The organism is Alphaproteobacteria bacterium (assembly GCA_018667735.1).
Classification (GTDB): domain Bacteria; phylum Pseudomonadota; class Alphaproteobacteria; order Rickettsiales; family JABIRX01; genus JABIRX01.
The window spans coordinates 22,788-46,743 of record JABIRX010000015.1; the positions used below are offsets into that span (position 1 = coordinate 22,788).

Sequence of the window (23,956 nt, forward strand, 5' to 3'; positions counted from 1 at the left end):
ATTTTATTAGATAAAATCCTATCCGCTACAAAAAAAGACGGAGTCTCAGACTTACTTCTTTCATCAGATTTACCCCCTGCGGTAAGAATTTTTGGAGACTTAAAATATATTACTGATCAAAAAATTTCCTCGGATGATATTAGGACAATTTTACATTTGACGATGAATGAGTATCAAAAATCTCATTATGAATCAAACTTAGAGATTGATTATGCCTATGATCACAGCAATGGAAATAGATATAGGGTTAATGCTTTTAACACCGTAAAAGGTTCCGCAGCTGTGTTTAGAAAAATCAGTTCAGATATACCAACTATCGACAAAGTTGCTGTGCCAGATATTATCTTAGATTTAGTAAATAAGGATCATGGTTTATTACTAGTTACTGGTCCTACTGGCTCAGGAAAGTCGACCACTTTAGCGGCCATTATAGAATATCTAAATGTTAATAAATCTAAGCATATTATTACTATAGAAGACCCAGTCGAATATATGTTTGAGTCTAAAAAATCTATTATTAATCAAAGGCAATTAGAGTCATCAACTCTGTCTTTTCCTGCGGCATTAAGAAGCGCTTTAAGAGAAGATCCAGATGTGATAATGGTGGGTGAAATGAGAGATCCAGAAACTATAAGGTTGGCCTTAACTGCAGCTGAGACTGGTCATTTAGTTTTGTCAACATTACATACAAATACTGCTTATGAATCAATCAACAGAATTATAGATGTATTCCCAAGTGACAGTAGAAAGTTAGCTGTATCATTATTGGCTTCATCATTATTAGGCGTTGTTTCTCAGCGTTTAGTTCAAACCAAAGATGGTAACTCTAGAGTGCCAGCACATGAAGTATTGGTTGCAACTAATGCAGTTAAAAACCTTATTAGGGAAGAGCATGTAACGCAAATTAACTCTATGATGCAGGTGGGCTCTAAATATGGTATGATTACTCTAGAAGATAGTTTGAACTCATTAGTAAATAGAGGTTTAGTTAAAGCTGATACTCTCACCAAATATCTTAAGAAAAGCGAAGAGGTAAATAAATAGCATGGCAATTAAGCATTTTATCGATGTAGATCAACTAAGTTTAAAAGAGTTGAAAGAGATTTTTATCAGAGCTAAATATTTTTGTACTAAACCACAAAATGAACTGCTTAAAGGTAAAAAACTAATAAATTTGTTTTTTGAAAATTCGACTAGAACTAGATCAGCTTTTGAAATATCTGCAAAAAATATGGGCGCAGAAGTGATAAATATTGATATTTCAACTTCAGCATTAAAAAAGGGGGAATCTGAAAAAGATACTATTTACACCTTAAATGCTATGAGTCCTGACTTTTTAACCATAAGACATGTGGAGTCTGGTATTGTAGAGAAGTTAGCACGCTATAGTGAATCTGCTACAGTTATTAATTCTGGGGATGGTGCTCACGCTCATCCAACTCAAGCTTTATTGGATTGTTACACTATTTTTGAGAAGTTAAAATTTAATAGCTTAGAAGAGTTTAAAAAGCTAAAAATTGTAATTTGTGGTGATATAATAAATAGTAGGGTAGCAAGATCAAATATTAAGCTATTAAATATGCTAGGTGCTAAAATTAATTTAGTAGGTCCTGCACCACTAGTGCCACATAGTTTTGCAGATGAAAATATTAAAATTTTTTATGATATTGAAGCAGCTGTTAAAGATGCCGATGTTATAATGACGCTTAGAATTCAGCAAGAAAGAATGAAAAGCTGCTTAATTTCGTCATTAAGAGATTATTATAGAAATTATGGTATAAAAAGAGAGTTGCTTAAAAATGCTAAAAAATCTTGTTTTATATTACACCCAGGCCCAATAAATCGTAATGTAGAGCTAGAAAGTGAGCTTGCAGATGATAAGGATGTTTGCCTAGTGCTAAATCAGGTGCAAAATGGTATAGCCGTGAGGCAAGCTTTATTAGAGTTTCTAATTTAATTTATTTTTGTTTTTTAGAATAAACTTTAGATTGCAATATGGACAAGTAGCGGTGTTGTTTGGCAGTAAATTTAAATATATTTTAGGGTGGGGAGAATTTTGTTCTTTTCCATCACAAGATATAGTAGTTTTATCTGTGTAAGTTTCTTTGTTTTCTTTATTGCTCATGACACAAAATATTAAATATTATCTAATAAAGGTAGTTTGTTGTTTTGTTTATCCTCTAAATTTATGGGATATTCCCCAGAGAAACAAGCATCACAATATTGCGGTTGTTTACTATTCCTTTCTTTATTACCAGTAGCTTTATAAAGTCCATCAAGAGAAATGTAAGCAAGAGAGTCTACCCCTATGATTTTAGCTATTTCATCTATGTTGTGGTTGGCCGCGATTAGTTTTTTTCGATCAGGCGTATCAACTCCATAGAAACAAGAATGTGTGGTTGGGGGGCTTGAAATTCTCATGTGAACTTCTTTTGCACCACAGCTTCTTATCATATCTACGATTTTTTTAGAAGTTGTTCCCCTAACTATAGAATCATCAACTAAAATTATTCTTTTGTTTTTTAGAACTGCACGATTGGCATTATGTTTTAATTTAACTCCAAAATTCCTTACATTATCAGTGGGCTCAATAAAAGTCCTGCCAACATAATGATTTCTAATAATACCAAATTCAAAGGGTAATTTTGCTTCTAATGCATAGCCCAAAGCTGACGGTACACCAGAATCTGGAACAGGCACTACCACATCAGCATCTACACTACTCTCATTAGCTAAAATTCTACCTATGTTTTTTCTAACTTCATAAACATGCTTTTTGTTAATAACACTGTCTGGTCTTGCAAAATAAATATATTCAAAAATACAAAACTTATTTGGCTTTTCTTCAAATGGTCGATAAGAATTTACACCTTCATTATTGATAACAAGCATCTCACCAGCTTCTATATCTCTAATGAACTCAGCGCCAATTATATCAAAAGCACAACTCTCAGAAGCAACTATATAAGCATCATTGATTTTTCCTAGGGCAAGGGGTCTAATACCATGTGGATCTCTAATTGCAAAAAGTGCATTATCTGCAATTGCCACGATAGAATAGGCTCCCTCCACTTTTTTTAATGCATCTATAATTTTATCTGCAACTTTATTCAAATTACTTTTAGCAATTAAATGTAAAATTACTTCAGTATCCATGGTAGAGTTAAAAATTGACCCTGTTTTAACTAATTCATTTTTTAAGGTTAAAGCATTAGTTAAGTTACCATTATGAGCAAGAGCAATACCCCCAGTATCTAATTCAGCAAAAATAGGTTGGCAAGCAAAGCTGTTTTTACTTCCAGCTGTGGAATAGCGTACATGACCTATGGATATGTTTCCAGGTAAATCATCTATAATTTTACTGTCATTAAAAATATCACCTACATGACCTGTGTCATGATGCTTGTGAAATGTATCTTGGTCATAAGTGATGATGCCAGCTGCTTCTTGTCCGCGATGCTGTAAAGCATGTAAGCCTAGGGCTGTTAGTGAAGCTGCATCATCTCCGCCATAAATTCCACATACACCGCATTCTTCATGTAAAGTGTCTAAGTTAAGCTCGTCTGTATTATACATAATTTATAAAATTTGCGTTATTATAGATTTTCTCTGCTAATTAGCAAGAATTGACTTTAATTTAAACCCTCTATTAAAGATTCTAGTTTTTCTAGATCATCAGAATCTATTTCTTCTGTTGCAGCTGGGCTAGTTTTGGTTTTATCCTCTGTGCTATCTTTTTTATCATTTTCCATTATTTTGTAATATTTTAGCAAATCTTTTGCCCCCTCTAACTTTTTTAATAGATTGTTAGGTTCAGTAGTTTCTTGATCAGCTTTTGGTGTTTTTGTTTTCTGTTCCAAGTTTTCTTCTTCACTTTCTCTAAATTTATCAAATATGTCTTGGTAATCTTCTAGATTGCTTTTTAAAAGCTTCTGGTTTTTTTCATATATAATTTCTGTATAGCTTCCACTCAGCCAATTGGGATTGTTTTTTGGTGAAAACTTAGCAACAAAAACTAACAATGAAATAAAAATTAGGGCACATTTAACTGTAGCAAGAATAAAACCAAGTAATTTATCGATAATGTTAGGAAGAAATGCTTTCAGTAATATTATTACAGGGTAGAAAATGATTTTAATAAAAAATCCTATAAATATATATGAAGAAAAATATATGGATATTGGATAATATGGCTTTTCTATTATAGAAATTTCTATAGTTTCTTTAAGAAAATAAGCTGCAAAAAATGTTGTTATTATCGCCGTTATAACTCTAATAATATCACATACTTCTACGCTAAAACCTCTGTTTGCAGCTAGTACTAGAGTAATTATTAGATATGCTGCTAAAGTTAAATCAAGATTAGACAATTAAAATAGATTTTAGTTAATATAATTTTATAATATTTTGTTTAAAAAAACTAGTGAATTATTTATTGCTATTGCATATTATGTAAATAATATAAAAACATAATAGCCAAAATAAAATAAAATGTTCAAAGGTACATATACAGCACTTATAACACCATTTAGTAATGGAAAGCTAGATCTTAATGCATATGAAAAAATTATTAATAGGCAAATAGAAGCGGGTATAAGTGGTTTAGTTCCATCTGGTACTACGGGCGAAAGCCCTACCTTGTCACATGATGAGCATAATGATGTAATCAGAACTTGTGTAGAATTATCTAAAGGTAAAGTGAAAATTATAGCTGGCACTGGCTCAAATTCTACAACAGAAGCGATCTACATGACTAAACATGCAGAAAAAGTAGGAGCAGATGCTGCTTTAATAGTAGCGCCATATTATAACAAGCCATCACAAAGAGGGCTTTATGAACATTTTAAAAGTATTCATGATAATACCAATATTCCTATTATCTTATATAATATACCAGGTAGATCTGTAGTTAATATTGACCTGGAACTGATGGCAAATCTTGCCAAATTACCCAGAATTATAGGAGTTAAAGATGCAACTGCAGATTTAACTTTACCACAAAAAATCAAAAATCTTATTGGTAATGATTTTATACAGCTTTCAGGCGAAGATGGCTCTGTTATTGAGTATAATAAGCAGGGTGGAGTAGGTGTAATATCTGTGACAGCTAACATCGCACCTGAGCTTTGCGTTGCTCAGCAAAATGCTTTCTTTGCTAATGATTTAACCAAGGCTGATAATATTACCAAAAAATTAGCAGAGATTAATGAGGTGTTGTTTTGCGAAACAAACCCAATGCCAGTGAAATTTGCAGCTGAGTTATTAGGTTTATGTACAGGTGAATTAAGATTACCTTTAATTGAAGTTGAAAAAAGATCTCAAGAAAAAATTAAAAGAGCTTTAAAGAATTTAGCTTTAATTTAAGATGTTGGAGCAGAAAATAATCTTACATAATAGAAGAGCTAAATTTGATTATAAGATAGAAGGAGTTATTGAGGCTGGAGTTGTTTTGTTAGGACCTGAGGTGAAATCTCTGAGAGGAGGAGCTGCTAGTTTTAATGATAGTTTCATTTATCCTAAAGGTAATGAGGTTTTTATCCATAATCTTTATATAGCTCCTTATGAACATATGAGTAGTTATAAAATAGATCCACTCAGATTAAGAAAGTTATTATTACATAAAAAGCAAGTTAGTAAATTAATGGGCTTAGCAAAAAAAAGTGGTGTTTCTATAGTTCCATTGAAAATGTATTTCAACAGTAAAAATTTTGTTAAGTTGGAAATTGCAATAGCAACAGGAAAGAAAAAACATGATAAAAGACAAGCAATAAAAGACAGAGAATGGGGGCGTAAGAAAGAATCCTTATTTAAACAGACTATAAAAGAGTAATGAAAAATATTTTAACCAAAATATTAAATATTACATTTCTATTTATATTATTCTTAGTTTTTTTTGCTATGTATTTTTACAGCTTAGTAATTATTAAGCCGCGTAATATTACTACTATAGTAAATAAAAGCTTTTCCTATTTAGATATAACAGATAATGGGCTTAGCTTTGATGCAGAAACCATTATGTTAGAGTGGAATAAACAAAGCTTTAGTTTTGATTTTAGATTATATAATACAAATATAACTATTAACAATAACACCTTAACCTTACCTTCTATTTTATTAGATATTAGCAAAAAAAACTTGCTCTTAGGTAAATTAAAATTGGATAATATTTCTATAGCGCAACTAGATTATAATTATCAAAATAATGCGATAAAACAAAGTTTAGCGTTTAAGGCAGTATATCAAGATTTACTGGCTAAGTTAAATAGCTTAACCAGCGATATTTTTAAAATAGGCTCTGTTTACATTGGCAAATTAAATATTAAGGATGTTTCTGGTAATAATTTGTTAAAAATAAGCAAGCTTTCTTATGAAACAAGCTTTGTTAAACATAAATATCACTTGTTCAGTAGCTTTAATGTTGGAGCGGATAGTAGGGTTTCGTTATTATGTATAATGGACCAAGAGCCCAATCTTGAGCATTGTGACATAAATATTTATGATTTTAGTGCAAAAAAGCTTAAAGATAAATTTAATTATTTTGCAAAATACTCAAACATATTAGATGCAAATTTAAAAATTAATAAATCAGAAAATGACAAATATAATATTAGTTTTACTACTAATATAAATCATACAACAAATGTAAATGAGCATATTTACCTCAAGCTAGAGGGGGGTCTAGCGCAAAATATAATCAATTTGACAAGCTCTAATATAACTGATTTTAATAAAAAAGTAGCTCTATCAGCTACATATGATTTAAATAAAAATTTTCTTTCATGGAGCATATTGGGCGAAAATTTACAGAAAAAAGATATATTATTTATGTGGCCCAATAATATTGCAAGACAAGCTAAAATATGGTTAGAAAAAGCGTTAATATATACTGAGCTTGAGAATTTTAATATAGCTGGTGATATTAACTTTCAGGAGAAAAAAATTCTTAAATTTTTTAAAGCAGATTTCAAAGTCAAGAATAGTAGTTTAAAAGCTACTGACAATCTTTCTCTTATTACAAATATTGATGGCACAATAAGATTATTAAATAAAAAACTAAATATAAATATTGCAAAAGCTAAATTAGAAGATGAAATTGTTAATAATATTGAAATAAAAATAGCTGAATTAAAGAAGTTAGACTCAGAGTTATTAATAAAAAGCAAATTAAATTTGAAGACGCTAAATTTAATTAATTTTTTATTGAAAGAAAAATTAACAACTAAGCAACTAAGCTTACTTAATAGCTACTTCTCCAATAGTAAAATTAAGGGTGATTTTATTTTATTATACCTAATTGGTGGAAAAAGAGGAATAAAGGATTTTCAATTAGATTTTAAAGGTAATTTAATTGGCGCAATTAAATCTTTTATCTCTGCTAATTCTAATAGTGATATTATTTTAACTAAGAAACTAAATAGTAATTCTTTTAAACTTGCAGCAGATCTTAAAAATGCAAAGTTTTTTATAGAAAATTTAGCAGGAGCAAAAGAAATAGGGGATAAACTAAAATTAGATACAATAATCTATAAAGATTCTAATAATTTAAACTTTAATCATATTTCTATGCTTGGGTCAAATGTAGATATTAAAGGTGAAATTGCGCTAAAAAAAGGAGAGTTGGAACGTATTTATTTTGATAAAGTTAACTTTGCAGATAATATATTCTCAATTAACTTACTTAATAATGGTACTAATTTAAAAGGTAAAGTAGCTGCGCAGAATTTGTTGTTGTCAGATAATATTTTTGTCAAAAAGAATCAGTCTACTTCATTTAAAAATCTTAAATTTGATTATGAGTTAGATAAAGTAGGATTAATTAACAAAAACAGCTATTTTAGCTTAAAGGGAGTAATTAATTGCGTGGAGTTGTGTGATTTCATTTATGGTGAGGGTTCTTATAATGAGGAAAATAATTTTATTTTCAAATCTGATTTTAAAGATGGTTTTAGGCAAATTTATTTAGAATCAAGCAATTTAGGTGGTATTTTGTCAGTTAATAAAATATCTGATAAAATAGTAGGTGGAAGCTTGCGCTTAAATGGATATTTTGATAAAAAAAATAGTTTGAATGTTAAGGTAAAAATACATGATTTTTATGTTAAGCATAAAAATTACTTCAAAAAAATGGTGGAATTAGGTTTGTTAAAAAAAGAAAATATAGACCAAATCTCATTTGAGCAAGGGGAGATTAATTTAGTAATTAAAGATAATAAAGATATTAGTTTAGATGAAAGTAAATTTTATGGTGATTTAATAGGGGTTACTGCGGAAGGAACAATTGATCTGAAAAATGATTATTTGAAGATTAAAGGACATGTGATACCTGCATATAAATTAAATAATTTATTTGCGGTGAAGGATATCCCAATAATAGGTAAGGTTCTAACTGGCAGGGAGCAAACTGGTATAATATCAGCAAAATATGATTTGACAGGATCAGTAACAAAGCCTGAATTTAAATTATATCCATTAAGTGCTTTATTACCTAATATTACCAGAAGATTAAAAGATATTTTTACTAAAGATTTCTGGCTTTCGGATAAAAATAAAAAAGAGATAAAGTAGTCTTTTAGCCTAAATATCTCAAAAATATAAGTCTTGTTCTACCGTAGATTTTATTTAATAAAACTTCATATTTTTGATTTAGATCAAAGTTATTTCTTTTATCCGTCTCTAAGATAATAATAGCATTGTCATCAAGCCAGTTCTCATTAGCTAACTTGTTTAAAGTAGCTGCTTCAAGTTTAAGTGAATATGGCGGATCTATAAAGCAAAAATTATATTTTCTAGGGTTATTATATAATTTATTGATGTCAGAAGCAATGAAATTTACCTCTTCTTTCTGTAGTATTACAGCGTTACTTTGAAAAGTTTTTTTAAGTTTTGGGTTTTGATCAATTAATGTTGCTACTTTTACACCTCTTGACAGAAACTCAAACGCCATTATAGCAGAACCAGCATAAATTTCTAAATAATTTATCTTACTATATTCTCCAGATGGAATTAAGTTATTATGCTCTATTATGTTAAATATAGCTTCCCTTGTTTTGTTGGTGGTAGGGCGTACAGATTTGTCCTTGATAGTTTTGATTACTCTGCCCTTATATTGACCATTAATTATTCTCATTTATTTCTGTTGCTCAAAATTAAAACAAAATATTTAAGTAAGTTATTTGCTTTAAGGCTATTATTAAATTTTATTGTTTTTTCTAAATTTTCTAATTTTAGTAATATTTGTGTTAAAGAATTACTTGTCCATTTTCTTGTATGTCCCTCCAAAATATTTTTTTGCTTAAAAAAAACAGGAGGTCTCAAATTTTTAATTGCTTCATTAAAGCTGTTACCATCTTCAATATTGCTTCTAACTACTTTAATGCGCTGGAAATAATTAACCATAACTCTAATAATGGTTATAGGCATTACAGAAGAATTTAACAGCTCTTCTAGCAAATTAGTAGCTAATTTAGGGTTATGATCTGCTATTGCATTTGCAAGGGTTTGAAAGTCTTGACTGCTACCAGTTGTGATTAATGTTTCTACAGCTTCAAAATCTAGAGAAGATTTATCTAAGAAATAGATTTTTAGCTTCTTTAATTCTTGTTGAAGCAGCAATCTATCACCTGTTAAATTATGGGCTATATATGATAATATTTCATGTGAAGGATTAAGGCTTTTTAGTTCTAATTTGGCTATATTATAGACTATATTATGGTCATCTTTATAACATGGTAAGGCAGCAAAATTATCATGCTTAGTTTCAAAAAACTTACGCAAGCTAGAGGATGGTATTAGCTCACTTGCTAGTAACAAAATAAAACAATCAGATTTTTTGTTTTTTATAGTATTTTCTATAATTTTTGTAAAACTTGCTTGGCAGTTATATATAACTATAAATTTTCTACCACCCAAAAGAGAAATGGAATTGACCTCATCTAATAATCTTGTTGGCTCTTTTATTAGATCTTCTGCACTAAATTTGTTAAACAACATATCATCAAAATTATCACCCATGATATTTTTAATGATGTTGTTTTTTCTTATAATCGCAAGACCAGAGTCTGGACCATATAATAAGGCAGAATCTAAATTAGAAATTTGGCTATTTATAAAATTATCTATTGCCGCTGCTGCAAGTTTCATAAATTTTAATTATGTAGCCAAGGTTGTTTTGCTTTTTGTGCTATTTCAAATTTTTCTATTTTATCTTTTGCTAACATAGTTAAGGAAATGTCGTCAAGACCCTCTAATAAGCATTTCTTGCGGAATGCGTCAATCTTAAAATTAATTATAGTTTGGTCAGATAAAATGATTTGCTGATCGTCTAAATTAACCGTAGCAGAAATGTTCGAGGTGGAGATAATATCCCAAATTAATGAAATTTGCTCTTTCTCTAATTTTATGGGCAAAATACTATTTTTAAAGCAATTATTATAGAAGATATCAGCATAAGAAGTTGCAATAATTACTTTAATGCCAAAATCAGCAATTGCCCAAGGTGCGTGCTCCCTACTAGAGCCACAACCAAAATTGTCACCACTTATTAATATTTCAGTTTTCTGGTATCTTTCTTGATTCAAAATAAAATCTGGAATAATATTTCCGTTTAAATCAAAGCGCATTTCGTGAAATAAATTCACACCCAGACCTGTTCTTTTGATTGTTTTTAGAAACTGCTTGGGAATTATCATATCTGTGTCTACATTATCCAATTGCAAAGGTGCTATTATGGATTTTACTGTATTAAATTTTTTCATTTTAATGTTTTTTATTTTTAAGATGTTACAATAAACAATAAGCTTTTTAATTTGAAGTTTTATTTTATGAAGATTGCTATTAGTTCATATTTCTTATTATTTCTGCTTCTAAATAACTGTAGCAGCAATTATGTTACATTTAATTTTCATAAAGTTACAGCAGAGATAAATAATAGTAAAATAGGTATGCTAAAACTGTCGGATGCTAGAGCTAAGTTGAAATGTAACTATTTATTAGATTTTAATAGCAGCGGGGAAGTTGTATTAATTATTAAAACAGACAAAGGTGACTTAAAATTACTTTTTAACCACAAAAATGTTCTCAGCTTTATTAAATACCCAGAAAATGGTGCAATTAATGAATATATAGAATATCAAGACAGTATTTATCATATACCTAATACATATAAACCACATAATAATATAAATATCTTCATAGAAGACAAAGATAGGCTTAAAAATTAATCAACAAATTAGTAAAAAGCAATTGACAAAATGTAATGTAATATTATATTTTTTTCAACTTTTTAATATTAATTATGATTATACAAAAAAAATGTAAAAAAATTATACTAAGCGCAATAATGTGCTATAGTGTTAATACATATGCTGCGAATGAAAACTGTATGCAGAGCTTAGATGATTTTAAATGTCTTGAATTTATCAAGAATTATGATGGTGATACAGCTACATTCAATGTGCCAAACATACATCCACTATTTGGGCAGAAGTTAAATATATCATTAGCTAAGGTGAAGTCTCCAAGCATATATTCCAGAAATAAATGTGAAAAGAAGTTAGCTAAAGAAATTAAGATAAAAGTAAGAAAAATCTTAAAAGATGCTAAGTCTATAGAAGTTAAGAACATTGCAAGAGATAAGAAGTTTGCAATAAAAGGAGAGCTGTTTATTGATGGTAAAAGCTTATCTAAGAGGCTTTTAAAAGAACAGATGGCGGTTCCAATCAAGGATTATAAAAACACCGATTGGTGCAAGATGGGATAAAAAAAAAGACCATGGTTTTCCATGGTCTTTTTAAGTAAGAAAAAGTTAAAATTAATTAACTGCTTCTTTGAATTTCTTACCAGATCTAAACTTAGGTTGATTAGCTGCTTTTATGCTTATCGGCTCGCCTGTTCTAGGATTTCTTCCAGTTGTTGCTTTTCTATGTGTTTTGTAGAAAGTACCAAAACCTACTATTGTCACTTGCTCGTCCGCTGATACATTTTCTTGCACAGCTTCACAAAAAGCGTTAATAAAGTCATTTACTTGTTGTTGGCTGCATCCAGTTTTAGCTGCGATGTCTTTAGTTAGTTTAGCTTTGCTCATGATAAAAACCTGCAAATAGAATTAATATGTAATAATATTACTACTGGGATAAACGTATAAATCAAGCATATAGTTGCTTTTTTTTTAAATTAAATTTTAAATTTAATTTAAATTAGTTTTTTCCAGCTTTTCACTAAGTTTATCTATTATGGCATGATTTAGCATAAGTGTCTGATTAGTGTCAATAATGAAGTTCTTTTGTTGCCAGTTAAATTCTAATAGAAATTTAATTGGGTAATCTCCTTTATTTAATGAAATTTGATGATTTAATTGTTCAATTTCTGCAAGGTTATAAAGTTTTATTTTAAGAGTTTGATGTTTGTCTTTCAAAAAAACATCAATGGTAACCATTTTGTTGGCGATAACTCTAGTGCCATTATCGTCATTTTTTAAGCTTGCTGAAATTACTATGGTATTTCCATTAAAAATTATATCACGATATTTAGAAATTAACTCTTCATCAAATATAGAAATATCTATAACGCCATATTGATCAGATAAATTAAGTGTTAGGAACCTACCTTTTTTACCTGATCTTTGTTTGTAGCTAATAATTACGCCAGAAATAATGATTTCTTTGGTTTTTTCCGTTGATTTTGCTATTTCTGCAGAGGTTGTAATATTTTGATTCTTTAAGATAGGTAGAAACCTCTCTAATGGATGCTCTGTTAAGTAGAATCCAAAAGCGTCAAATTCATTTTGTAGTTTTTCTTTAGCGTTGAAAAATTCGCAATTTTCTATAGAAAAGCTAATATTCGTATCTATATCGTCACTAAATAAAGCTTGTTGGTTTGAATTTTTTTCTATTTCGTAATTTTGTGTCAGCTTTATAATATACTCCAGAGAATTAATTAGCTTAGCCCGATTAATTTCCAAATTATCCAGACTACCAGATTTTATAAGGCTTTCTAATTGCCTTTTTTGTATTATTTTGCTGCCACATCTTTTGATCAGATCCAAGATATTGGTGAAATTTTTATTACCTCTTTTTATGACTAATTCATCAATAATAGCTTTTCCTACTGATTTTAGGGCAGCTAAGCCATATCTTATTGATTTAATGCCATTCTTTAGTTCAACAGAAAATAATGCGGATGATAAATTAATATCAGGAGGTAAAATTTCTATGTTAAGATTTTTTGCTTCCTGAATAAAAAGGTTTAATTTATCAGTGTCGTTATATTCCAAATTTAAAGTAGCAGTTATAAATTCTACTGCAAAATTTGCTTTTAAATATGCAGTTTGATAACCAATTAAAGCATATGCTGCAGCATGAGATTTGTTAAAGCCATAGCCAGCAAATTTAGCAACCAAATCAAATATTTCAGATGCTTTATGTTTGGTAATATTATTTGCTATTGCCCCTTTAACAAATATTTGTCTTTGCGCATCCATCTCTGCTTTGATTTTTTTCCCCATGGCGCGCCTCAGAAGATCTGCTTCTCCTAAGCTATACCCTGCAAGAATTTGTGCTATTTGCATAACTTGTTCTTGATAAATAATTACCCCAAAGGTCTCTTTTAAACAATCTTCTAAAAGTGGGTGCGGATATTCTGCTTCTGCTTTACCATGCTTTGTTGCAATGTATTTAGGAATATTATCCATTGGACCTGGACGGTATAAAGAAATTAAAGCGATTAATTCTTCAATTCTATCAGGAACCATTTTTTTTAGGCAGTCTCTCATACCTGCACTTTCTAGTTGAAATACACCAATAGTATGACCCAAACTTAGCATTTTAAAAGTCTTGGGATCATTTAAAGGTATATTATCGATATTAAGCTTTAAATTTTGATTTTCAATTAACTCTATGCATTTTGCGATGACAGTTAAGGTTTTTAGACCTAAAAAATCAAATTTTACCAAACCTGACAATTCAGTATATTTCATTGAATATTGTACAACAGGCATATCAGACTTAGAGTCTTTATATAAGGGGATAAGGTCTAGTAGATTTTGGTTTGCTATGACAACTCCAGCTGCATGGGTAGAAGCATGTCTATGCAAACCTTCTAACTTAAGCCCCAAATCTAGCAATTTGGCAATTTGAGCGTCATTTTTTCTCTCTTGCTCGAGCAAGGGATCCATTTCAATAGCTTTTTTAAGTGTAACAGGATTTACAGGGTTAAAAGGTATCATTTTAGAAATTCTGTCAACCTGATGATAAGGCATTTGTAGAACTCTTCCTACATCTTTTAATACAGCTTTTGCCTGTAATTTTCCGAAAGTAATAATCTGTGCAACACGATCTTTACCATATTTTTCTCTGACGTAATTAATTACTTCCTCCCTTCTTTCTTGACAAAAATCAATATCAAAATCAGGCATCGAGACTCTCTCAGGGTTTAAGAATCTTTCAAAAAGCAGACCAAATTCTAAAGGGTCTAAATCAGTTATCTTCATAACAAAAGCAACCATTGAACCAGCTCCACTTCCTCTACCTGGCCCAACTGGTATGTTATTGCTTTTGCTCCATTTTATAAAGTCAGATACAATTAAAAAATATCCAGGGAAACCCATTTTGATAATTATATCTAACTCATAAGTAAGCCTTTGCTGATATTTGGGATGTTTTTTAGCTGGAATATTATGACTTAAAAGCCTCTCAGCTAAGCCATTTTGCGCTTGTAATTTTAGTTCTTCTATTTCACTACTTTCTTTTACACTAAAATGTGGCAGGGAAGGTTCTGATGTGGTAGCAAAAAAAGAACATTTCTTTGCAATTAAAATAGTATTGTTAATGGCCTCAGGTAAATCTTTGAAAAGCTCTTGCATTGCTTCTTGAGATTTAAAATAATGCTCTTTAGTTTTAGCTTCTCTATTAGGGTCATCAATATATTGATTAGTAGCAATACAAGATAAAACATCTTGAGCATTATGCAGCTCTAAATCTGAATATTTAACATCATTAGTTGCAACGATTGGTATATTTAATGTTTGTGCAAAAGAAAGTAATCCTGCTTCAGCGATATTTTCATTTTTGTAACCTAATCTTGATAACTCTATATATAGCTCACTATCTAGCTTATTATAAAATTTTATAATTTTTTCTGCTTCTTTAGTTTGTTTGTTTTTGGCCGCTTGATATAAAAGGCCTTCACGATAACCAGCTAGAATAATTAAATCTTTAGCTAATTTCTCCAATAACACTATATCTATTGAGTTTAAATGCTGATCAGCACTTTCTAAATATGATAAGCTCACTAATTTAAGTAAATTTTTGTAACCAGTTTCATTTTTTGCAATTAATAAAATTTGATCAAATTTATCTGCTGCAAATTTTACTTTTAGCGAAACCGATGGAATAGGCTGAATACCTTCTTTTATAGCAGCTAAAGAAAATTCTAAAAGGCCAAATAAATTTCCACGGTCGCTGATAGTAGCTGCAGGAATTTTAAATTTCTTACAAAGATTTATAATTTGTGTAATAGGCATGGCTCCGTAACATAGGGAATAACTACTAATAGCTCTTAAATGAATGAATTTGGCCATGCTAATTGTGTAAATTCTTGAATTATCTGAAATTTATACTATAAAAAGAAAAATAAAATAAAAATAAACTTATCTTTTGCATATCTTAATTATTGGCTCTGGTATTGTGGGGCTTACATCAGCTTATCAGCTTTTAGAAAAGGGTTTTTCAGTAACTTTAATAGATAAAGAGAAAGAGCCTTGCTTGGGTGCTTCATTTCAAAATGGAGGGCAATTAAGCTATTCTCACAGTTTTGCAATTAACCATATTGTAAGTATTCCAATTTTATGCAAAATGATTTTTAAGCCAAATTATCAAATGAACTTAAGAATCTCTATGTTTCTTAAATATTTCAATTGGTTTAGAACTTTAGAGAAAAATTATAAGGCTAAATATAATAGTGACTTATATGACTTTGCTAACAAAAGTAAAAAAGAGCTAAATCGTCTAGCTAACAAAATAGGTTACACAAAGCTACAGAATTCATCTACAGTCCAAATTTACCGTAATAAGGTGCATTATAAAAAAGTTGAGAGCTTTGTAAAAAATCAGAATCTTCAAGAATGTCACATTTTAAGTAAGCGTGAGCTAAGTAAGATTTATCCAGATATAAATTTAGATAATATTGTGGGAGCAATCTTGTTTAAGGGTGATCAATCAGGTGACGCAAGAGATTTCGCTAGTAAGTTATTTAATAAGTGTAAAGAATATGATGGTTTTAAATATTTAGCGACAGAGAAGCCAACAGCCTTTATTAAAGAGCGTAATAAAATTATAGCTGTAACATTAAAAGAAAGTAAGAAAATCTTCTTTGATAAAGTTATATTCGCAACAGGTGCAAGTCATGAAGATTTATTTAGCTTATGTTCTTTAAAATCTCCATTGATAGAAGCGAGAGGTTATAGTATTAATATAAATAATCAAAAATTGAAATATCCAGTAATTGATTGTGATCGCAAACTAGTATTTACGAACTTAAATAATCAAATGAGAGTTGCAGGACTCTATGATTTTTTAGGTTATTCGAGATATAGGTTAGCAAAAAGAAAGAAAGTTTTTATAAAGACAATTATTGGCACAAAATTATTAAAACCTTTTCCAGATCCAGAAATATGGCATGGCTTTAGACCAGTCAGTAGAGATGGCTATCCTATTATTGGGCAATCCAATATATATCATAATTTATATTATAATTTAGCTCATGCAAATTTAGGCTGGACTCTTGCAGCTGGGAGTGGAAAAATTTTACTTGAAGAAATTTTAGAAAAAGACGATAATAAAAATCACTTTCTTAAAGCGAACAGATTTAACATATAACATGAAAAAACTTAATTTACCATGTCAGTTTAACGGCCAAACACAAGATGTTGGTTTTTATGTTGGTAATCCAAAAGCAGATAATCATCCGATTCAGAATCAATCACATTGGTTATCAAGTGAAAGAGGAGGAAGTGTATCCCCAAATGTAATGGATAGTTTCTCTCGTATTCATGAATTATCGTTACAAAACAAAGTTCCTTTTGAAGATTTATGTGAATTTGCTATTAACTCTGCAAATACTGAAGAAGAAGAAACGGATTTGACAGATGAATTGCTAGAAAACAAAGATAAAATAATAGATGAGCAATTAAGTAAGGAAAAGGCAATTCTTGAGAACAATGAATAATTAGCAGCTTCTTAGACTAGTAAATTATAGCAAAATTTGTCGATATGAATTAATTAGTTGAATAATCATTATTTTAACTAGACTTTAATTTATAAATTCATTAATTATTTACATTAATATTCTTGAAATTTCAGTAAATATATTATGTTAAAAAAGCTATTAAATCCTTTCAATTTATTCACAGCAGATGATATAGCCATTGATTTGGGTACTGCTAACACACTTGTTTATGTAAAAGGTAAAGGCATTGTTTTAAATGAGCCTTCAGTAGTTGCTAAAATTCAAGATAGTGGACAAATGGTTTTCGGGCATGAAGCAAAGCTTATGCTTGGTAAAACTCCTGCAAAAATTGATGCAAGAAGACCATTAAAAGATGGCGTAATAGCAGATTTTAAATTTACAGAAGAAATGATCAAGCATTTTATTAATACTGTAAATAATCACAGAACTTTAAGAAGCCCCATGGTTATAGTATGCGTTCCATCTGGCTCTACTCCAGTGGATAGAAGAGCTATTCAAGAAGCAGCGGAAAACGCAGGAGGTAATCCTGTTTATTTAATAGAAGAACCTATGGCTGCTGCAATCGGTGCGGACTTACCTGTAACCGAACCCACTGGTTCAATGGTAATAGATATAGGTGGTGGTACTACAGAAATAGCAGTGGTTTCTCTTGGTGGTATAGTTTACTCCAGATCAATTAGGGTAGGAGGAGATAAAATGGACCAGGCAATTATTTCGTATGTAAGAAGAAATCATAATTTACTAATAGGTGAAACTACGGCAGAGCGAATTAAAAAAACAGTAGGAGTTGCTTATGCACCAGAGGATGGTAAGGGCAAAGTTATGGAAATAAAAGGAAGAGATCTAGTAAATGGAGTTCCTAAAGAAATGAGTCTTAATGAATTTCACATAGCAGAAGCATTGGTAGAGCCTATCTCACAAATTGTAGATGCGGCAAAAGCAGCTTTAGAGTCTACACCACCAGAATTGTCATCGGATATAGTTGATCAAGGTATTGTCTTAACTGGAGGAGGCGGATTACTCAAAAATCTAGATTTTGTTCTAAGAAAGGCAACAAACTTACCAGTTTTTGTCGCAGAGAACTCTTTATTATGTGTAGTAGCGGGAACTGGAAAAGCCTTAGAAAATCATGACAAATATAAACATGTGTTATTTAGGCAGGAATAATATTTTTATTACCTTGGTTAGCAATATAAATGTCTAGTCAAATTCGCATTAGTAATGTTAGTACATTAGGGCAAATAATACATTTTGTAAGAGATAATAGCTTGCAAATATTTTTGTCATTTTCCATTTTGTTAGTAATTGCGACAAAATCTAATAATAAACTTAACGACACCTTAAAGAATTTCTTTCTTAAAAATACGGCACCTATTTTTATGCTTATTTCTACACCTGCAGATTTTGTGCTTGGGTTAAAGCAAACATATGTTGAGTTAGCAAATTTAAGGTCAGAAAATAAATTGCTGAAAATTAACAATAAAGTGCTAAAAACAAAAATATTTTCAATGCTGTATTTAGAAGAGGAAAATTTACATTTAAAAGAGCTGCTAAATTTTCGTGACTCAAGCTACATAGACTATCAAATAGCAAAGTTATATCTAAATATTGATAAATCGATGGAAAGAGTTTCAATAATTAATAAAGGTAAAAATAGTGGTGTGCTTAAAGGACAAGCAATAGTAACTGGTAATGGTTTAGTGGGTAGGGTATTAAATAGTTTTGAAAGTTATGCTCATGTTATTTTACTCAGTGATTACCAATCCAAAATTCCTATTTATACAGCAAATAGTGGTGAGAAGGCTATATTAATAGGGGGTGGTAATAAATCGCTTGGCTTAAAATATTTAAGAAAAAACCATCAGCTTAAAAATAATGAAGTAATATTTACTTCGGGAGATGGAAAAATATACCCAGCTAATATACCAATTGGTACAATCATATTAAATGGTAATAATGAAATTACGATTAAGCCTTTTGTTGATTTCTATAAATTAGATTTTGTAAAGATATTAAGTGTTAAAAATTAACTTTTAAATAATGAAATTTTAGTAAAAAAATTTTTCACATTATTATTAATTTATTTTTAATATATTCTTATTTTGCGCTAATTGCATAAAAGTTAACATAAAGATTAGAATTAAAAAAAGAAACAAAATCAATATTAAAAGCTTAGTGAATTTAGCTCTCTATTATCTTCATCTTTAGATACTAAAGTAACCCATGATTGCCCCTCTCTAATTTGCAATTTTTCTCTTAAGAGGTGATTTTCTTGCTCTAAAAAACTAATTTGCGCTATTTCATCTGCATCTCTATCAAGTTTATATATATCACTATACCATTTTATGTTATCTTGTAGCTCTTTAATTTTAGTTGTAAAATTATCCATTTTTAGTTTTTCACTTAAAATTTGGTTTCTGCTAAGCTGTAAGATTGATACAGAGTTGCTTAATAAGTCTATTAATTGCTGTTCGTTGTATAATCCTAGATCATCAATTATTGAAGCTAAACTGGTCTCTTCTGCTAATTGGCTTAAGTAATCATAATCTTCTACAGTATGATATTTTGTTGCTAATCTATCTCTCTTATTTTTATGTTCTATCTCTAGCGCTGTGTGATAATTGTCTTTATCTATGAGGAACAAAAATTGCAGATCCTGCTCTAATATTTGAGCACTAAAAGCCAACTTATTTATATGCTGCCTGCTATACTCTAAATATTCATCCAGTTCATTGATCAAAGCATTATTTTTTTTGATTATACTTAAAAGGTTTGTTTTCCTATACTCTTTTTTAGGATATAAGTATGTTTTCTTAGGTAAATGTTCTATTTCTTTGCTTTTATCAAGAAAATCAAAAATCTCAAAAGAATCTAGCTCCTCAATATGTAATTTTCTTTTTTGCTTCATTTTTATTGCTAAAATTTTATAAATATTAGCATATTTATGTAATCAATGCAAATGCTAGATTACTTAAGCTCTATTCCGCTTGAATCATGGTACCTGCACCAGTTTCTGTGAAAACTTCAACAAGTAATATATGTGGCACTGTGCCATTTAAAATATGGGCAGATTCCACTCCATTTTCAACTGCATTTACACAAGTGATAGTCTTAGGTATCATCCCCCCACTAATAACTTTCTTTTTAGTTAAAGAAGATATCTCTTGATCTGTAACTTTAGATACCAAATGACCTTCTTTATCCAAAAGGCCATCTACATCTGTTAACATAATTAATTTACAAGCATTTACAGATTCGGCAATTTTACCTGCAACTGTATCCGCATTTATATTATATGTTTCTCCATTTTTGCCAATACCAATTGGAGCTATAACAGGTATAATGTCTGAATCATCTAATGAAATGAAAATTTCTGGATTTATTTGAGTTGGCTCCCCTACAAAACCTAAATCTAAAATTTTCTCTATATTGGAATTACTATCTTTCTTTGTGCGACGTAATTTTTTTGCCTCAATTAAATTAGCATCTTTGCCAGATAGTCCTATAGCTAAGCCACCTTGCTTATTAATAGCAGTAACAAGATCCTTGTTTATAGAACCACTTAGAACCATTTCTACAATATTAACAGTTTCATGATCAGTTACCCTTAAGCCATCTATAAATTTACTTTGAATTTTTAGTTTATTTAACATATCGCCAATTTGCGGCCCTCCGCCATGCACTACTATTGGATTGATACCGATTTTTTTTAATAAAACTATATCTTTAGCAAATTCCTCAACAATTTTTTTATTGCCCATTGCATTTCCTCCAAACTTAATCACAAAAATTTCGCCTGCAAATTTTTTGATATAAGGTAATGCTTCAGATAAAGTTACAGCTTTATTCAAAAATAAAGAATCTATTTTGCTGTTAGTTTTTATTTTATCTTCTTTTTCTTGTTTTTTTTTGCTAAAATCAATTATTTCCATAATACTTTATTTATATATTTTTTTAGTTCAGAGATTCCTGTTTTTTTTAAATTAGAGATAGTCACTATATTGGAAGTGAAATTAATAGAATTACTTAATTGTTCACCTATCATATTATAAATATTTTCTTGTTCTTTGCTAGTTAATTTATCTGACTTAGTCAAAATTAAGGCAAAATCGATATTGTAGCTTTTAAAAATTTCAATTAGCTGAAAATCTATTTCCATTAAGCCACGTCTTATATCTATAAGTATAAACGCTAATTTAAGATTCTGCGTTGTGGATAAGTAATAAGAGACTAAAGCTCCCCAGGAGCCACTTTCTCTACTATTCTTGGCAAAACCATAACCTGGCAAATCAGCAATTAAGAGGTTTTTCTTATGATTGATAAAAAAATTTATAGAAGCGGTTCTACCAGGAGTTTTTGAGGTTTTAGCTAAGTTCCTATTGTTGCATATATTATTTAATAAGCTCGATTTACCAACATTAGAACGGCCAAAGAAGGCTACTTCTCTAACATTATTGTTTTTTAACTGCTTCTTATTATGGGCGCAATATTGAAGAGAAAAATTACCTTCAAAATAATCCTGCATTTTTACTAAACCTTGTTGAGAGTTTTTTGAGTTTGTTTACTAATAATATATTGTTGAATAATAGAAAACCCATTATTAAAAGTCCAATATATAACTAGACCTGCTGGAAATGATGCAAATAAAATTAAAAATATATATGGTAAAAATTTCATCATTTTAGCCTGCATTGGGTCAGCTGGAGATGGATTTAGTTTTTGTTGTAAAATCATAGTAATGCATAACAAACAAGGCCAAATGCCAAATGGCGCGTCTATATTAAGTGGTAATAAACCAAATAAGTTGAATAAACATGTAGGATCAGGTTCAGTTAAGTCGGTAATCCAGCCAAAGAATTCGGCATGTCGCATATCTATAGTTACAAATAAAACTTTATATAATGCAAAAAAGACAAAAACTTGTACTAACACAGGTAAACAACCCATCATTGGTTTTATTTTGTGAGCTTTATATAAAGACATAACTTCTCTTTGCATTCTCATTTTATCTGCGCCATATTTTTCCCTTAATTTAAGAAGTTCAGGTTGAATATTTTTGATTTTGGAGATTTCTCTAAATGACTTACTAGCAAGTGGATACATAAGAATCCTAATAGAAATAGTAAGAGCAATGATTGCTACACCAAAATTACTAAAGATTGTATAAAATGCCTTGAGCATAAGGTAGATTGGCTTTGTTAAAAAATAGAGAATACCAAAATCTATGGCTCTATCAAATAAAATTATTTCATGTTGAGTTTCATATTTATCAATTAATGAAATCTCCTTTGCGCCGGAAAAAAGCAAACTACTGCTATTGTAGGTTTCACCGGCGGCCACAACTACGTCGTCACCTTGCATATCAACTTGGAACTTATGCGTGTTGTTTTTTAAATAAGAAGTAAAACGATAGTTAAAATTTTGCTTTTTATCTGGTATAATAGCTGTAAGCCAATATTTATCTGAAATACCAGCCCAACCTTTAGTACTAGAAAAGCTTTCTTTGCCTTTTTTTATTAATTTATTAAATTTTGTTTCATGTAAAGCGTTATTAAAAACACCAATTGGTCCTTCATGTAATATAAAAAATTGCTTTTCAACTTCAGCCATAGTTTTGTTGATTAAACCATATTGGTTAAGCTTAATGTCATAATTAGCATTATTTTTAACTGTATCATTTATTTTGAACATATAATTATTATCTACGGATAATGTCCTTACTATCTCTATTAAGTTATTATTTGATCTCCATAATAATTTTATAGGGCTGTTTGGTGTTAATTTATCACCAGAAATTAATTTCCATACTAGATCATTGCTAGCGCTTCCCATGTTAGATATTTTCCAGCTAAATTCAGTAAAATAGGTGTTTTCTGGATCTTTAGATTGTAATAAATCAACTTTTTCAACAGAGTCTTTGCTTAGATCGTATTTTTTTAAATAGAGCTCGTTAAAGCGCAAAGATTTTAAATTGATATTACCTTCTATTTTTTCGTTTTCAAAAAAGATATTTTGTGCAATAATTTTTTCTGGCTTATCTAATTTTATTGGAATGTCACTTTTTATGATTTTTTCATCTAGGTTAGACTTTATATTTTCTGTTTGGCTCCTTTCAGTGATGGCTCTTTTTGGCTTAAATGATTCCCATAATATGATTACTAATACTGATAATATTACAGCGATAATTAGATTTTTTGTTTCACTCATAATTAAATTTTAAGTTATATGTTTGTTTAGATTCTTAATGATTTTATTTACGTCTTTTTTTAGTTCGGAATAATTTGCCTGCATAATGTGATTTCTGGCATAAAAACTATATATGTAGTTAGACTCTTCTGTGCTAAAATCAAGTTCATTAAATATTGCTTTAATTCTTCTTTTTATTTTATTCCGTGAAACTGCTTTTCCTACCTTTTTAGTAATTGTAATACCAATTACTGGCGCTGTATGATCTTGCTTAAGGATTGACTTTGATGCTATTTTGAAAAAAAAAAGCTTAGTTTTATAGCTTTTGCAGTTTTTTGAGACTGTTAAGTAATCTGCTCTTTTTTTTATTGTAACAAAACTCTTACTACACACTAAGCGCAAAGTTTTTTGCGGCCTTTTGCTCTTCTATTTGCAAGAACTCTTCTTCCCCCTAGGCTCGCCATTCTTGCTCTGAAACCATGTCTTCTTTTTCTAACTAATTTACTAGGTTGATAAGTTCTTTTCATTT

Annotated in this window: 25 protein-coding genes; 11 read left to right on the plus strand and 14 right to left on the minus strand. The window is 29.7% G+C overall.

Features of this window, described 5'->3' with window-relative positions; translation table 11 throughout:
* Both HOH73_01405 and HOH73_01410 read left to right on the plus strand, forming a co-directional pair.
* Complete coding sequence (locus tag HOH73_01405; GenBank protein ID MBT5827521.1) at positions 1-1,044, plus strand: type IV pilus twitching motility protein PilT; 1,044 nt, start codon at positions 1-3, stop codon at positions 1,042-1,044.
* A gap of 1 nt (position 1,045) precedes the next feature.
* Positions 1,046-1,957 carry an aspartate carbamoyltransferase catalytic subunit gene (locus tag HOH73_01410; protein ID MBT5827522.1) on the plus strand — a complete coding sequence of 304 codons (912 nt, stop codon included), beginning with the start codon at positions 1,046-1,048 and terminating at the stop codon, positions 1,955-1,957.
* Here HOH73_01410 and HOH73_01415 read toward each other — a convergent pair.
* The 3 genes from HOH73_01415 to HOH73_01425 are packed head-to-tail and all read right to left on the minus strand — an operon-like array spanning position 1,949 to position 4,370.
* Entirely contained in the window at positions 1,949-2,125 is a 177-nt protein-coding gene (locus HOH73_01415) for a zinc-finger domain-containing protein (protein MBT5827523.1), read from the minus strand. The genes HOH73_01410 and HOH73_01415 overlap by 9 nt on opposite strands.
* Before the next feature lie 11 nt (positions 2,126-2,136).
* Positions 2,137-3,576 (minus strand): amidophosphoribosyltransferase, encoded by a 1,440-nt coding sequence (locus tag HOH73_01420; GenBank protein MBT5827524.1) that lies wholly within the window; start codon positions 3,574-3,576, stop codon positions 2,137-2,139.
* Between the two features lie 56 nt (positions 3,577-3,632).
* Entirely contained in the window at positions 3,633-4,370 is a 738-nt protein-coding gene (locus HOH73_01425; GenBank protein MBT5827525.1) for a CvpA family protein, read from the minus strand.
* Positions 4,371-4,491: 121 nt separating this feature from the next.
* On the opposite strand from HOH73_01425, the gene HOH73_01430 reads away from it, so the two are divergent.
* From HOH73_01430 to HOH73_01440, 3 genes are read left to right on the plus strand one after another with little or no spacing between them, the layout of a single operon-like run.
* The gene (locus HOH73_01430) at positions 4,492-5,364 is read left to right on the plus strand and encodes a 4-hydroxy-tetrahydrodipicolinate synthase (protein ID MBT5827526.1); all 873 of its coding nucleotides are present in this window, start codon (positions 4,492-4,494) and stop codon (positions 5,362-5,364) included.
* A 1-nt stretch (position 5,365) separates the two neighbouring features.
* Complete coding sequence (gene smpB, locus HOH73_01435) at positions 5,366-5,830, plus strand: SsrA-binding protein SmpB (protein ID MBT5827527.1); 465 nt, start codon at positions 5,366-5,368, stop codon at positions 5,828-5,830.
* Positions 5,830-8,565, plus strand: a complete 2,736-nt coding sequence (locus HOH73_01440) for a hypothetical protein (protein ID MBT5827528.1) — start codon at positions 5,830-5,832, stop codon at positions 8,563-8,565. The genes smpB and HOH73_01440 overlap by 1 nt, the downstream gene beginning before the upstream one ends.
* A 4-nt stretch (positions 8,566-8,569) precedes the next feature.
* Here the strand turns inward: HOH73_01440 and rsmD are convergent, their stop codons facing one another.
* From rsmD to leuD, 3 genes are read right to left on the minus strand one after another with little or no spacing between them, the layout of a single operon-like run.
* Positions 8,570-9,127 (minus strand): 16S rRNA (guanine(966)-N(2))-methyltransferase RsmD, encoded by a 558-nt coding sequence (gene rsmD / locus HOH73_01445; protein ID MBT5827529.1) that lies wholly within the window; start codon positions 9,125-9,127, stop codon positions 8,570-8,572.
* Positions 9,124-10,140, minus strand: coding sequence for a DNA polymerase III subunit delta (holA, locus tag HOH73_01450; GenBank protein ID MBT5827530.1), 1,017 nt, complete (start codon positions 10,138-10,140; stop codon positions 9,124-9,126). Before holA ends, rsmD begins: the two co-directional genes overlap by 4 nt.
* A 5-nt stretch (positions 10,141-10,145) precedes the next feature.
* Positions 10,146-10,754 carry a 3-isopropylmalate dehydratase small subunit gene (leuD, locus tag HOH73_01455; protein ID MBT5827531.1) on the minus strand — a complete coding sequence of 203 codons (609 nt, stop codon included), beginning with the start codon at positions 10,752-10,754 and terminating at the stop codon, positions 10,146-10,148.
* A 66-nt stretch (positions 10,755-10,820) separates the two neighbouring features.
* Between leuD and HOH73_01460 the strand changes: the two genes are divergently transcribed.
* On the plus strand, positions 10,821-11,219 hold the full coding sequence (locus HOH73_01460; protein ID MBT5827532.1) for a hypothetical protein: 399 nt from the start codon (positions 10,821-10,823) through the stop codon (positions 11,217-11,219).
* A gap of 161 nt (positions 11,220-11,380) precedes the next feature.
* Positions 11,381-11,758, plus strand: coding sequence for a hypothetical protein (locus HOH73_01465; protein ID MBT5827533.1), 378 nt, complete (start codon positions 11,381-11,383; stop codon positions 11,756-11,758).
* Between the two features lie 51 nt (positions 11,759-11,809).
* Here the strand turns inward: HOH73_01465 and HOH73_01470 are convergent, their stop codons facing one another.
* Together HOH73_01470 and dnaE are read right to left on the minus strand one after the other, a co-directional pair.
* The gene (locus tag HOH73_01470) at positions 11,810-12,082 is read right to left on the minus strand and encodes an HU family DNA-binding protein (GenBank protein MBT5827534.1); all 273 of its coding nucleotides are present in this window, start codon (positions 12,080-12,082) and stop codon (positions 11,810-11,812) included.
* Positions 12,083-12,184: 102 nt separating this feature from the next.
* Complete coding sequence (dnaE, locus tag HOH73_01475; GenBank protein ID MBT5827535.1) at positions 12,185-15,574, minus strand: DNA polymerase III subunit alpha; 3,390 nt, start codon at positions 15,572-15,574, stop codon at positions 12,185-12,187.
* Between the two features lie 76 nt (positions 15,575-15,650).
* On the opposite strand from dnaE, the gene HOH73_01480 reads away from it, so the two are divergent.
* From HOH73_01480 to HOH73_01495, 4 genes are all read left to right on the plus strand, one after another.
* Positions 15,651-16,871 (plus strand): FAD-dependent oxidoreductase, encoded by a 1,221-nt coding sequence (locus HOH73_01480; GenBank protein MBT5827536.1) that lies wholly within the window; start codon positions 15,651-15,653, stop codon positions 16,869-16,871.
* A gap of 1 nt (position 16,872) precedes the next feature.
* Positions 16,873-17,220 carry a DUF2610 domain-containing protein gene (locus tag HOH73_01485; GenBank protein ID MBT5827537.1) on the plus strand — a complete coding sequence of 116 codons (348 nt, stop codon included), beginning with the start codon at positions 16,873-16,875 and terminating at the stop codon, positions 17,218-17,220.
* Between the two features lie 144 nt (positions 17,221-17,364).
* On the plus strand, positions 17,365-18,408 hold the full coding sequence (locus HOH73_01490) for a rod shape-determining protein (GenBank protein ID MBT5827538.1): 1,044 nt from the start codon (positions 17,365-17,367) through the stop codon (positions 18,406-18,408).
* Between the two features lie 29 nt (positions 18,409-18,437).
* The gene (locus HOH73_01495; protein ID MBT5827539.1) at positions 18,438-19,271 is read left to right on the plus strand and encodes a rod shape-determining protein MreC; all 834 of its coding nucleotides are present in this window, start codon (positions 18,438-18,440) and stop codon (positions 19,269-19,271) included.
* 134 nt (positions 19,272-19,405) lie between these two features.
* Here HOH73_01495 and HOH73_01500 read toward each other — a convergent pair whose 3' ends face one another.
* The 6 genes from HOH73_01500 to rpmH all read right to left on the minus strand — a co-directional run bounded on the left by HOH73_01500 (position 19,406) and on the right by rpmH (position 23,954).
* On the minus strand, positions 19,406-20,149 hold the full coding sequence (locus HOH73_01500; protein ID MBT5827540.1) for a hypothetical protein: 744 nt from the start codon (positions 20,147-20,149) through the stop codon (positions 19,406-19,408).
* 70 nt (positions 20,150-20,219) lie between these two features.
* Entirely contained in the window at positions 20,220-21,125 is a 906-nt protein-coding gene (argB, locus tag HOH73_01505) for an acetylglutamate kinase (GenBank protein MBT5827541.1), read from the minus strand.
* Positions 21,126-21,163: 38 nt separating this feature from the next.
* Positions 21,164-21,766, minus strand: a complete 603-nt coding sequence (locus tag HOH73_01510) for a YihA family ribosome biogenesis GTP-binding protein (protein MBT5827542.1) — start codon at positions 21,764-21,766, stop codon at positions 21,164-21,166.
* A 5-nt stretch (positions 21,767-21,771) separates the two neighbouring features.
* The gene (gene yidC, locus HOH73_01515; protein MBT5827543.1) at positions 21,772-23,448 is read right to left on the minus strand and encodes a membrane protein insertase YidC; all 1,677 of its coding nucleotides are present in this window, start codon (positions 23,446-23,448) and stop codon (positions 21,772-21,774) included.
* Positions 23,449-23,457: 9 nt separating this feature from the next.
* Positions 23,458-23,820 carry a ribonuclease P protein component gene (gene rnpA, locus HOH73_01520; GenBank protein ID MBT5827544.1) on the minus strand — a complete coding sequence of 121 codons (363 nt, stop codon included), beginning with the start codon at positions 23,818-23,820 and terminating at the stop codon, positions 23,458-23,460.
* Entirely contained in the window at positions 23,820-23,954 is a 135-nt protein-coding gene (gene rpmH, locus HOH73_01525; protein ID MBT5827545.1) for a 50S ribosomal protein L34, read from the minus strand. The genes rnpA and rpmH overlap by 1 nt, the downstream gene beginning before the upstream one ends.
* Positions 23,955-23,956 lie beyond the last annotated feature (2 nt).